The 11,889-nt window shown below is 56.0% G+C and carries 11 protein-coding genes; 2 read left to right on the top strand and 9 right to left on the bottom strand.

The features are described 5' to 3' along the window. Positions 1-7: 7 nt before the first annotated feature. The gene (locus tag ACXADZ_RS19620; protein WP_475199110.1) at positions 8-1,621 is read left to right on the top strand and encodes an FGGY-family carbohydrate kinase; all 1,614 of its coding nucleotides are present in this window, start codon (positions 8-10) and stop codon (positions 1,619-1,621) included. A gap of 134 nt (positions 1,622-1,755) precedes the next feature. Here the strand turns inward: ACXADZ_RS19620 and ACXADZ_RS19615 are convergent, their stop codons facing one another. The 7 genes from ACXADZ_RS19615 to ACXADZ_RS19585 all read right to left on the bottom strand — a co-directional run bounded on the left by ACXADZ_RS19615 (position 1,756) and on the right by ACXADZ_RS19585 (position 9,279). Further along, the gene (locus ACXADZ_RS19615; protein ID WP_475199107.1) at positions 1,756-3,249 is read right to left on the bottom strand and encodes a mannitol dehydrogenase family protein; all 1,494 of its coding nucleotides are present in this window, start codon (positions 3,247-3,249) and stop codon (positions 1,756-1,758) included. Next, the gene (locus ACXADZ_RS19610) at positions 3,249-4,022 is read right to left on the bottom strand and encodes an L-iditol 2-dehydrogenase (RefSeq protein WP_475199105.1); all 774 of its coding nucleotides are present in this window, start codon (positions 4,020-4,022) and stop codon (positions 3,249-3,251) included. Before ACXADZ_RS19610 ends, ACXADZ_RS19615 begins: the two co-directional genes overlap by 1 nt. Continuing rightward, positions 4,019-5,023: an ABC transporter ATP-binding protein gene (locus ACXADZ_RS19605; RefSeq protein ID WP_475199103.1), complete on the bottom strand. Its 1,005-nt coding sequence runs from the start codon at positions 5,021-5,023 to the stop codon at positions 4,019-4,021. Before ACXADZ_RS19605 ends, ACXADZ_RS19610 begins: the two co-directional genes overlap by 4 nt. A 12-nt stretch (positions 5,024-5,035) precedes the next feature. After that, a complete protein-coding gene (locus ACXADZ_RS19600; RefSeq protein WP_171095543.1) occupies positions 5,036-5,866 on the bottom strand; it encodes a carbohydrate ABC transporter permease in 831 nt (276 codons plus the stop codon). A 12-nt stretch (positions 5,867-5,878) separates the two neighbouring features. Continuing rightward, positions 5,879-6,745 (bottom strand): carbohydrate ABC transporter permease, encoded by an 867-nt coding sequence (locus ACXADZ_RS19595; RefSeq protein WP_170534370.1) that lies wholly within the window; start codon positions 6,743-6,745, stop codon positions 5,879-5,881. A 108-nt stretch (positions 6,746-6,853) separates the two neighbouring features. Continuing rightward, entirely contained in the window at positions 6,854-8,158 is a 1,305-nt protein-coding gene (locus ACXADZ_RS19590; protein ID WP_475199096.1) for an ABC transporter substrate-binding protein, read from the bottom strand. Positions 8,159-8,253: 95 nt separating this feature from the next. Beyond that, positions 8,254-9,279, bottom strand: a complete 1,026-nt coding sequence (locus tag ACXADZ_RS19585; RefSeq protein WP_171095549.1) for a LacI family DNA-binding transcriptional regulator — start codon at positions 9,277-9,279, stop codon at positions 8,254-8,256. Positions 9,280-9,387: 108 nt separating this feature from the next. Here ACXADZ_RS19585 and xylB point away from each other — a divergent pair, with 108 nt between their 5' ends. Further along, the gene (gene xylB, locus ACXADZ_RS19580; RefSeq protein WP_475199094.1) at positions 9,388-10,824 is read left to right on the top strand and encodes a xylulokinase; all 1,437 of its coding nucleotides are present in this window, start codon (positions 9,388-9,390) and stop codon (positions 10,822-10,824) included. 469 nt (positions 10,825-11,293) lie between these two features. Here xylB and ACXADZ_RS19575 read toward each other — a convergent pair whose 3' ends face one another. Together ACXADZ_RS19575 and ACXADZ_RS19570 are read right to left on the bottom strand one after the other, a co-directional pair. Beyond that, positions 11,294-11,593 (bottom strand): CcdB family protein, encoded by a 300-nt coding sequence (locus tag ACXADZ_RS19575; protein ID WP_475199091.1) that lies wholly within the window; start codon positions 11,591-11,593, stop codon positions 11,294-11,296. Beyond that, positions 11,593-11,823: a type II toxin-antitoxin system CcdA family antitoxin gene (locus ACXADZ_RS19570; RefSeq protein WP_171187382.1), complete on the bottom strand. Its 231-nt coding sequence runs from the start codon at positions 11,821-11,823 to the stop codon at positions 11,593-11,595. Before ACXADZ_RS19570 ends, ACXADZ_RS19575 begins: the two co-directional genes overlap by 1 nt. Between the last annotated feature and the right edge of the window lie 66 nt (positions 11,824-11,889).

Here is an 11,889-nt window from a genome sequence, read left to right as displayed (position 1 = left end):
GGGTACAATGCGATTTTTCTTGGGGGTTGATGTCGGGACCGGCAGTGCGCGCGCAGGAATATTCGATTCAGAAGGTCACCTGCAAGGCTGCGGTGTGTGTGAACTTGCGCTGTTTCAAGAAGGCGCGGATATTGTCGAACAATCCTCGACGCAAGCTTGGTCCGCAGTCTGCAAGGCTGTGCAAGCAGCAGTGGCCCAGAGCAACGTCGACCCGAAGGATGTTGCCGGCATCGGGTTCGATGCCACATGTTCTCTCGTCGTTGTAGGTAAAAACGGGACACCGTTACCCGTCGGATCCAGCGGGGACGCAGCGCGGGACATCATCGTCTGGATGGATCATCGTGCCATGGCAGAGGCGGATGAAATAAACGCAACGAAGCATGCTGTTCTGGCTTATGTGGGCGGAGCTGTTTCACCCGAAATGCAGTCGCCGAAGCTTCTTTGGCTCAAACGCCACATGCCCGAAACATTTACTGCTGCCGAGCATTTCTTTGACCTGACGGATTTCCTGACATGGAAGGCCACAGGATCTACGGCGCGGTCAAGTTGCACGGTGACATGCAAATGGACCTATGTCGCGCGAAGCGGCGGTTGGGATGAAAGCTTTTTCGAACAAACAGGTTTAGGCGAACTGGCGGAAGAAGGCTTTCGTCGCATTGGCAATGAAATTATCGACCCAGGGCAGTCTTTGGCGAATGGTCTTACTGCCGATGCGGCCAAAGCGCTTGGTCTTGTCGCGGGTACCCCCGTGGCCGCCGGGTTGATCGACGCTCATGCTGGCGGTGTCGGAACGGTGGGCGCAAAGGGGCTTGGTCCTGCGATCGAAAACATGGCGTATGTGTTCGGGACATCTTCTTGTACAATGACAACAACCGCCGATCCTACTTTTGTTCCTGGTGTCTGGGGGCCGTACTACTCGGCAATGCTGCCGGGCATGTGGCTGAATGAAGGTGGTCAGTCCGCTGCTGGCGCTGGAATAGAACGGCTGATTGCGATGCACCCCGCAGCCCGGCAAGCGGCAGATCACGCCAAAAATGCCGGCCTTTCCGTTCCCAACTGGCTGATGACGAAGGCAACGGAAATGGTCGACAGCTCTGGCCATCTTGTTGACCTCGCCCGTGACCTGCATGTTGTTCCCGAGTTCCTCGGCAACCGCGCACCGTTTGCCGATCCGCGCACACGCGCGGTGATTGCAGGGCTGGACATGGACACATCGCTGGACAGTCTTGTCAGCCTCTATATCGCCGGTCTCTGTGGGTTGGGCTACGGGCTGCGGCAGATCATCGAAACGCAGGCGGAACACAGTGCCAAAATCTCGAACATAGTTGTCTCCGGAGGGGCCAGCCGACAAGAGGCCGTGCGGCAACTTTTGGCGGATACAACGGGCATCTCAATTTCTGGCCCGGAAACTGAAGAGCCGGTTCTTTTAGGCGCGGCGATCCTTGGGGCCTGCGCAGCCGGACAGCACGGTGCGAGTTTGTCCAAATGTATGTCAGAGATGTCACGCGTTTCTGATGTTTATCGGCCCTCGGGCGGACGGATTTCAGATCTTCATCAAAGACGGTTTCAAACCTATCAAGCCTTTCAAACTGCAGCACGCGAAGCTGCTGCTTTGACGTAGGGTTTGTTTTTGCAATTTTTCCCGTTGGCCAATTGTATTGCCAAGTTCTGACCACTTTACTGATGAAATGGTGCTGAAATCGAAACCGATACCCCGAAACACGGCTGCCAGTTCGCCTTAAGTGACCGGATCAATCATGCGATGTATCGAGCTATAGCTGCCCGGCTCCCATTCTGCCAAATCGCGTTCAGCCACATGGCAAAGACTTCGGCAAATCGCGTTCCGCGCCCAAGGTCGCCGTAATACTGACGCTGTTCGAGCCATGCTTCCGGATCGGCTTTAGAGGCCAAAGCAGCTTTGTGAAGAGTGTCCCATTGCGGATCGTTGGGCTCAATCTCCGAGCCGTCTTCACGAATACCCGCACACATCCGGCACCAGAAAGCTTCGGCAAGTGCAAGCCCGTTTGCGAAAGACCCAGATGCTGTCGCATCGCGCAGCGATGGAAGCAGAAAACCCGGATGCCGAGCCGATCCGTCGAACGCAACCCTGCGCGTCGTGTCATGAACTGCAGTGTTTGCAAACCGTTTCTCAACCAGCTCTAGGTATTCTTTCGGGGTCGTTCCGGGAACGGCTTCGACAAACGGCAAAATATCATCTGCTTGAACTTTCCGAAAAAATGCCAGGATGTCTGGGTCCGACATACAATCAGATATTGTCGAAACATTTAGAATTTCACCGACATTCGCAAGCAGCTGGTGACCACCGTTCAATATGCGCAGTTTCATTGTCTCGTAGCTGTGGACATCGCGGGTCAGCGTTACCCCAACCTTTTCGAGTGGCGGTCGTCCTGCGCAGAAATCATCTTCGACCACCCATTGGCGGAAGTTTTCGTGAGAGACTGGCACGCGGTCGTCGATGCCAAGCGCGCGGCACTGCGATATCACTTGGTCTGTGGTTGCCGGAACGATGCAATCCACCATGGAATTGGGGAACGCGCCGTTTCGGTCAATCCAGTCGGCCAGATCAGTGTCAGACAGGCGCGCCAGCCCGACAACGCATTCTCGCAGGATTGCCCCATTGCCCTGAAGGTTGTCGCAACTTAACGCGGTGAATGGTCTGAGGCCTGTGTCCCGGCGTTTTTTCAAGGCCGAAACGATTGCGCCAAAAACCGTACGGGGTTGATCCGGGTTTTTCGCATCATGCCGAATATCTTCGTGATCAAGGCCGAGCGTACCGGTGTTGGCGTTCAGAAAATACCCGCCTTCCGTTACCGTCATTGACACGATTTTCGTGGATGGCTCAGCCATGCATTGGATCAAAGTACCATTGCCGGGTTCAATCGGCAGGTAATCAATCATCGAACCAATTACCTCTGCGGTTATCCCGTTGGGATCCAGCTCGATCAACGTTGTCAGGCAGTCCTGTTCCAGCAGGCGTTCTCGCATCTTGGCGTCATAGTTTCGTACACCGGCCCCAATGATCGCCCAGTCATAGGCCAGACCTTGCTGCATCAGTTGGTGAATGTACCAAGCCTGATGCGCACGATGAAAGTTACCAAGCCCGATGTGAACGATGCCCGGCGCAAGGTCAGCGCGTTCATACGCGGGCGTCCCAACACTTTCTGGCAGGTCTGGCAGGGTGTTGCGCTGTAACCTGACCGGGAGAATTGCGTTCGCCAGAGGGTCCATCAGCTCATCCAGTTTCCGCCGTCGACGTTGTAGGTTTGTGCGACAATGTATTCGGCCTCATCCGAGGCTAGAAACACCGCCATCCCGGTCAGATCGTCGGCGCGACCCATCCGGCCGTACGGAACGGATGCCGCCACTTCGCGTTTCTTTTGACCAAGCGGTTTGCCCTCATGTTTTGCGAAGAAAGCATCGACACCGTCCCAATGCTCGCCGTCGACAACACCTGGGGCAATGGCGTTCACGTTGATCCCATGAGAGATCAGGTTCAGTCCCGCGGATTGCGTGAGGGAGATGATGGCGGCTTTGCTGGCACAGTAGACAGCGACCAAAGGTTCGCCTCTGCGCCCTGCCTGCGATGCCATGTTTATGATCCGTCCCTTGGTTCCATGCTCGATCATATGGCGCGCAACGGCTTGCATTGTGAACAGGGCGCCCGCGACGTTGATGTCGAAAACACGGTTGTAATCTGAGCGCTCGATCTCGACGATTGGTGCCGCTGAGAAGATGGCTGCGTTATTGATCAAAACGTCGATGGGGCCAAGACGCGAGGCTGTCTTGGCAACAGCCGCGTCTATGCTCTGTTGGCTGGTTACGTCCATTTCGACAGCGAAGGCGGCCTCGCCTATCCCGGCGGCTGCGTCCTGCGCACGCTTGATTTCAATGTCGGCTATCGCTACGCGGGCGCCCTCTGTCACATATGCTTTGGCAAACGCCAATCCAATGCCACGCGCGGCCCCTGTGATCAGGGCGGTTTTGCCTGCCAGCCGTTTCATTCGATCCGCAGACCTTTTGCGTCAAACCGGTGAATGACGTCATCCCGTGGTGTCAGGTGGATGCGGTCCCCATGGCGGAACCCAACCTCGCCATCCGCACGGACGGTGATCGTTTCCGCCAATCCGGTTTCGTGAACGTGGAAAAAGGTGTCGGATCCAAGGTGCTCTGAAACACTTACAACCCCAGACCATTCACCTTCCGTTTCTGAGACAGCAATATGTTCTGGCCGGATTCCGATGGTTTGAGCGCCGTGTTTTGCCGCTTCTGGCCCTTCGATGAAGTTCATCTTTGGCGAGCCGATGAAGCCAGCTACGAACAGATTGCGCGGTGTGCGGTATAGCTCCAGCGGGCTGCCGACCTGCTCGATCACACCGGCCTGTAGAACAACGATTTTGTCGGCCATTGTCATGGCTTCGACCTGATCGTGGGTCACGTAGATCATCGTCGTTGCAAGACGTTCGTGCAGTTCACTGATTTCCAACCGCATACCTACGCGCAATGCGGCGTCGAGGTTTGATAGCGGTTCATCGAACAGAAACGCCGCCGGTTCACGGACAATTGCCCGGCCAATTGCAACGCGCTGGCGCTGACCGCCGGACAGTTGGCCGGGGCGGCGGTCCAGATAGTCGGTCAGGTTCAAAACGCTTGCAGCACCTTCGACGCGTTTGTCGATCTCGGCCTGATCCAGCTTGGCCATGCGCAAGGGAAAAGCGATATTCTTGCGCACTGTCATATGCGGGTAGAGCGCGTAGGACTGGAACACCATCGCCAATCCACGTTTGGCGGGCGGCACGTCTGTGGCGTCCGAACCGTCAATGTCGATGGAGCCTGAGGTGATATCCTCCAAACCCGCGATCAGGCGCAGAAGGGTGGACTTACCGCAACCCGAGGGGCCGACGAAGACGGTGAACTCGCCATTTTCGATGGTTAGGTCCAGCGGCGGGATGACCTGCACGTCGCCGAAGCTTTTGGTCACGGACTTGAGTTGAATGCGTCCCATGTGTCGTGTTCCTTATTTCACAGCGCCGAAGGTCAGGCCGCGGACAAGTTGTTTCTGGCTGAACCAGCCAAGGATCAGGATCGGTGCGATAGCCATGGTCGAGGCCGCGCTGAGTTTGGCGAAGAACAGGCCCTCGGGGCTGGAGTAGCTGGCGATGAAAGCCGTAAGCGGTGCCGCATCAACGGCCGTCAGATTGAGCGTCCAGAACGCCTCGTTCCACGCGAGGATGAAGTTCAGCAGCACCGTTGAGGCGATGCCGGGGATAGCCATGGGTGTCAGGACGTAGAGGATTTCCTCTTTCAGTGTCGCGCCATCCATCCGCGCGGCTTCCAGAATCTCTCCCGGAATTTCGCGGAAGTATGTGTAGAGCATCCAGACGATGATCGGCAGGTTGATCAGCATCAAGACGACGACCAGCCCTCCACGCGTGTCCAGCAGGCCCAGACGGATGAACAGCAGGTAAATCGGGTACAGCACGCCGACCGCAGGTAGCATCTTGGTGGACAGCATCCACAGCAGGATGTCCTTGGTGCGCTTGGACGGAACAAAAGCCATTGCCCAGGCTGCGGGCACCGCGATGATCACACCCAATACGGTCGACCCACCTGCGATGATGACCGAATTCCACAGGAACCGCATATAATCAGATCGTTCCTGCACGATGGCATAGTTCTCAAGCGTCCAGTTGAAGTTCAGAAAAATCGGTGGGCTGGCAATTGCCTGCGCCTCGGTCTTGAAGCTGGTCAGGATGGTCCAAAGGATCGGGAAAAAGATTAGCAGTCCGACGGCCCAGGCAAGGGCAGTGTTCAGCGATTTGCGGCGGGTTGTGACGGCGCGGGCCATGGTCTTACCTCCTCACGCGTCCAGGTTTTTGCCGACGATGCGCATCAGGAAAATCGCAACGATATTGGCAAGGATGATGGCGTAGACACCTCCGGCGGATCCGAGGCCGACATTCTGGCTTTCCAGCACACGCTGGAAGATCAGGTAGGTGAGCGTGCGGGTGCCGAATGCGCCGCCAGTGGTCACGAAGATCTCGGCGAATATCGACAGCAGGAAAATCGTCTGGATCAGGATCACGATGGTGATCGCGCGACTCAGATGCGGCAGGATGATGTGGTAAAAGCGTTTCAGGACCGGTGCGCCGTCCATCTCTGCCGCTTCCAACTGCTCACTGTCCAGCGACTGGATCGCGGTCAACAGGATCAATGTTGCAAAGGGCAGCCACTGCCACGAGACGATCATGATGATCGAGGTCATCGACGCCTCGGACAGCCATGAGATCGGCTCGGCCCCGAAAAAACGCCACAGATGCGCCAGCAGGCCGTTGACCGGGTCCATGAACATGTTCTTCCAGACCAGCGCCGACACGGTGGGCATGACAAAGAAAGGTGCGATGACGAGGATGCGGACAACCCCTTGGCCCCACATCGGTTGATCCAGAAGCATCGCCAGTAGGATGCCCAGAACAACGGTGATGACCAGAACACCGCCAACGATCATCAGCGTTGCCTGTACCGCTGGCCAAAAAGAGCTAGAGGAGACAAATCGGACATAGTTGTCGAACCCGACCCATCCCAGATCACCGCCACGCAGGGGCAGGTACTTCTTGAAGGAAAAATACAGCGTCATCGTCAGAGGCACCAGCATCCAGCCAAGCAGCAGGACCACTGCGGGTGCCATCATCAGGCGAGCAACGGATCGGGAATGTTGAGTAGCCATGACGCAAGACCTCTCTGTTCAGGCGTAACTTAGCCTGCGAGAAAAACGCGGGTTGTGGAAGGGTTGAGGCGGGGGGGCAGAGCGCTGCCCACCCGCGGGGAGAAGACGTCAGTACCCTGCGGCTTCCATTTCTTCAGCGGTGAAGGCCTGCGCTTTTTCAAGCGCCTCGTCCACTGTCTGTTGTCCGGCATAGACTGCCGAGAACTCCTGGCTCACCTGCGTGGCGATGCCTGCGAATTCCGGGATCGCGACGAACTGGATACCAACATAGGGCGTCGGTTGCGCACAGCAGTTGTCCGGGTCAGCCGCAAGGATCGAATCCAGCGTCATCTTGGCGAATGGAACCTTCTGGTATTCCGGATTCTCATACAGTGAGGTCCGTGCACCTGGAGGCACATTGGCCCAGCCTTCATTTTCGGCCACCAGCTCGATGTAATCTTTCGAAGTTGCCCACTCGATGAACTGCTTGGCCGCATCTTCCTGCTGCGTGCCCGCAGGGATGGCCAGCGCCCAAGCCCACAGCCAGTTGGCACGCTTGTCGACACCTTCTGAATTTGGTGCCAGTGCAAAGCCAACCTGGTCAGCCACGGTCGAGTCATTCGGGTTGGTCACAAAGGATGCCGCAACGGTGGCGTCGATCCACATGCCGCACTTGCCCTGCTGGAACAGCGAGAGGTTTTCGTTGAACCCGTTGGTCGCATATCCCGCTGGGCCAGACTCATTCATCATATCGACGAAGAAGGTCAGCGCTTCTTTCCATTGGGGTTGATCGAACTGAGGTTTCCAGTCCTCATCGAACCAGCGGGCACCGAAGGAATTCCCGGTCACGGTGATAAACGCGCCGCCCTCACCCCAACCGGCCTTGCCGCGCAGGCAGATGCCGTTGATGTCGTTGTCGCGGTCGGTCATGGCTGCCGCAGCTTCACGGATGAACTGCCACGTCGGCGCATCAGGCATCTCCAGCCCGGCCTGTTCCATCAGGTCGGTGCGGTACATCACCATCGAGCTTTCGCCGTAGAACGGGGCTGCATACAGTGTGCCGTCGTTGCTGAGGCCGTTACGCATCGCGGGCAGGATGTCGTCCACGTCATATTCGGGGGACATGCCTTCTAACGGGACCAGCCAGCCATTCGCGCCCCAGATTGGCGTTTCGTACATGCCGATGGTCATGATGTCGAACTGACCGCCCTTGGTGGTGATGTCGGTGGTCACGCGCTGGCGTAGCACGTTTTCTTCCAGTGTCACCCATTCCACATCAATGCCGGTCGCTTCGGTAAATTTGTCGGTATAGCCCTGCATCCGGATCATGTCGCCGTTGTTCACAGTGGCGATGGTAATGGATTGCGCGTGGGCCGCTGCCGTGGCGACGAAAGTCAATGCAGTCGCCGCACGAAGTGCGTGCTTCAGATACATCCCTGTCCTCCCTGAGCTTGGATGTCGTGCAGGGAGCCTAGATCGTAAATTGTCGCGACGTCAATAAAAACTTTACGCGCGTTAAAATAATTCGCTTATGCAGAATCCCTCAGAACCAGCCTTGCGGGAAAAAGGGTTTCACTGCGTGTCTCAAATTCTCCACCATTTTCAATGAGTTCGAACAATGTCTCTACGCTGCGCCCGGCAACGTTGTCGTAGTCATGTGCAGCAGTCGTCAGAGACGGGCATGTAAATTTTGCAAAGGGATGATCGTCATTCGAGGCCACGCGCAGCGTGCAATCATCTTTGCGCCCCACCCGAATCCCCTGTTCAAAACAGGCCGCAAGAAAGCCAATCGCCAGCCGGTCATTGCTGCACAAAACCGAGTTTGTCTTCAGCCCACGCTCTGCCAGAACTTTTAAAGCGCCCCGATGCCCAATCTCTTCAAAAGCCCAGCCTTTGCCATCGACTTTGATGATATGAGGCTCGAACCCCAGGCGTTCCATAACCTCAATATAGGCTTTCCGTCGTTTGTTGGCGTTTGGGTTTGCAGGTGTGCGCATTTCAAAGAATGAAGGCGGCTCGCCTGTCCGTGTCATGTATTCCACGGTCTGCGAAACAAAGCTGAAATTGTCCGAACCAACAAAAGCTGCCCCCAGACCATCAAGATTACTGTCGAACAGGACGGTTGGCACATTGGCACAGAATTTTTCGACTGCGGATCGGTCCGAGATGCGCCCCAATGGTGCCAGCAAAACCCCTGCGGGTTTCATGGATTGCAGCCCGTCCAGAATTTCGTTTTCTAGTTTTTGTTCCCCGTGTGAGCTGAACAGGGACGGTCGGTAGCCCGCCGCAATGCAGGATTGTTCCAGATACCTGGCAATTTCAGCGAAGAACGGATCGGCAAGATAGGGCACGACGATGCCAATGTTCTTCGTCAGTTTCCGGTTCTGGTTCACAGCATAGATATTCGGGCGGTAGTCAAACCGTTCCAGCGCCTCTTCGATGCGCGCCCTTGTTGTCGGGCGTACGCTGTCGGGGTCGTGGAAATACTTGGACACTGTGGGTCGCGAGATCCCGCTGAGGGCCGCGAACTCTTCCATGTTTTTTATCTTGGTCATTCCAGTCTGCCTGAGGATTCCAGCCGCCTTGATCTTATCATATTTTTACATATTCTTTGCGCGCGACAAAAAATCAATAGCCAGACATGAGCGGTGCAAGAGGTCTGAATGTATCTCGGGATTGATATCGGAACATCAGCAGTCAAACTTGTCTGCACGGATACCGACCGGATTCTCGCCACTTCCTCGGTAGGGATCGACACGTCCTCGCCGCGGCCCGGATGGTCAGAACAGCACCCGGATCTGTGGTGGGATGCAACACGCGACGCATTGAACCAACTTTCCGGACAAGTCACGCTGTCGGGCGTGAAAGCCATCGGTTTGTCTGGTCAGATGCATGGGGCCGTGTTGCTGGACCACAATCTGCGTCCGATACGCCCGGCAATCCTTTGGAATGACAGCAGATCAGCGCGAGAATGCGACGAACTGCGCATGGCCCAGCCGCAAATCGGGCAGATCGCAGGCGTTCTTCCGCTGCCAGGGTTTACAGCGCCCAAGATTGCCTGGCTGAAACAAAATGAACCCGAACACTATTCGCGTCTCGCTAATATGCTGCTGCCCAAGGATTATATCGGCTTATGCCTGCATGGAGAATTGGCAACCGATACTTCAGATGCTGCGGGAACACTTTGGCTGGATCAGGCCGCGCGCAACTGGCATGTCGGTGTTGCTGAGGCCACTGGCGTCTTACCCAGCTGGTTGCCACCGATTTTTGACGGCACCGACGTTATAGGAAGTGTAACAGCACAAGCTGCCGCGATAACCGGGTTGAAGGCAGGTGTTCCTGTGGTGGCCGGAGGAGGTGACGCGGCAACAGGTGCTGTATCTCTGGGTGCTACCGAACCGGGACGTGGGTTTATCTCACTGGGAACCTCCGGCCAACTGTTCGTGGCAGATCGCGAATACAAACCCAACCCGGAACGTTATGTACACGCATTTGCGCACACGTTGCCGGGCCGTTGGTATCAAATGGCCGCAATGCTGAACGGTGCGCGGCCAATTTCGTGGATAGGTGGGCAGCTGGGGCTTTCCGCTGCCGAAGTTGTTGCCCTTGCGGAAACGGCCAGCGGAGAGCGTTTGCCGATCTTCCTGCCTTACCTGACTGGCGAGCGAAGTCCCTTAGGAGATCCCCATATCCGCGCGAGCTTCTTTGGTCTTGAGGATTCGACAACACGCGCTGAAATCTGTCTTTCTGTGGTAGAAGCAATTGCATTTTGCTTTGCTGACGCAGCACAGAGTTTCGGCGATACAATTGACAGCTTGCCAGAATTGGCCGCTATCGGAGGGGGCAGCCAGTCAGATTTGTTATTGCGCCTGATCGCCACGGTCACGGGGAAACCCATCGTGCGCTCACAAGGCTCCGATTCAGGTCCAGCCTTTGGCGCTGCCCGTCTTGCGGCCTGCGGTGTTGGTGCTTTGCAAGAGGCCGATCTTGCAGTTCAGCCGTCCACACCTGACAGGTTTGAACCTGACGAGATGGCCGCTTTGTCTGAACGATTGCAACGATTTCGCCGGTTGTACAAAGCTGTCAGCGTTGTCGATTGATCGCCATGCGCAAACGGTCGGCATTGACCCCTCGGGTCAATAGCATTCCTGCGAGCAGCCATGAATACGATCAGGCGTTCTGACAACAGTCATAGCTAGCCCTGAGGATACGGAGCCGGTGCGATGCCCCGAACGTGTCAGACAGGAATTCCACCGACCACATATGATCGTTCCTCTACGCTCCAGCATTACCCCGATCCGAGGCAACCAACTTGACGAACAACCCCAGCTGGTTCACATCGGCTGGGGGTTTTTTCGGTCGCGATTTGAAGCATGACCGATTTGGTCCGATGCAAGGTCTTGGCCAGAGTTTCGGTCCTGAAGTCCAATTGCTTTGCCGCGCCCTGCACCGGGCGGTAACGTGGTGTAAATTACAGTTTCTGGGGGCTGCGGGGGTCTATCCCCAGATTAAGTGCTTTCTCATTTCCTACGGCCCTAAAAATCATACCGCGATCGGAGCAAAATCGGACTAAAACCCTTGCATCAGCATGTCGACCGCGACGGTGATTTGCTCAAAATCGTCGTTCAGATTGCACACCTGCGACTTTAGTAGCCCAACGGGAACAGCCGCCATGAATTGGGTTACCATCACGACAGGCATACCTTCGATTTCAAAAACCGGATTTAACCGCGTCGCTGGTTTGGGCGCAATCGATTTGGGCAACAGTGGCACCACAACGCGAGTATTCAAGTCGCTGAGTAGATCTGCTTGAATATCCAAAAGAAACCCATCCCCTGAAGGGTTCGGGAAAACATCGTATTTCGGCATCAGAATTGCCTGAAGCTTTCCAGCGGAAGGCCGTTCTGCTCAACATAAGAATTTGAGCTTCTCAGCGCAGCCGCGTTTTCTGATTTCCATAGTTCAGACTTTGCCGTGGCAACAGCAGCGCGCACGCCTTCCTCGGCTGCACGGGACAGGTTTACTTTCAGCGCTTTTGCCTCTGCAAGTAACGCACTATCAAGCGACAGATTTGTTGGCTTTCGCGTCTGAGCGTTCATCTTTGGGCCTCCGTATACGCGAAAATACTTCTATGAAGTATGCGTGTCAAACATGCGCATACAAAG

It is taken from the genome of Ruegeria sp. ABM4_193 (assembly GCF_056158705.1).
This window is presented reverse-complemented; position numbering and strand designations above follow the sequence as displayed.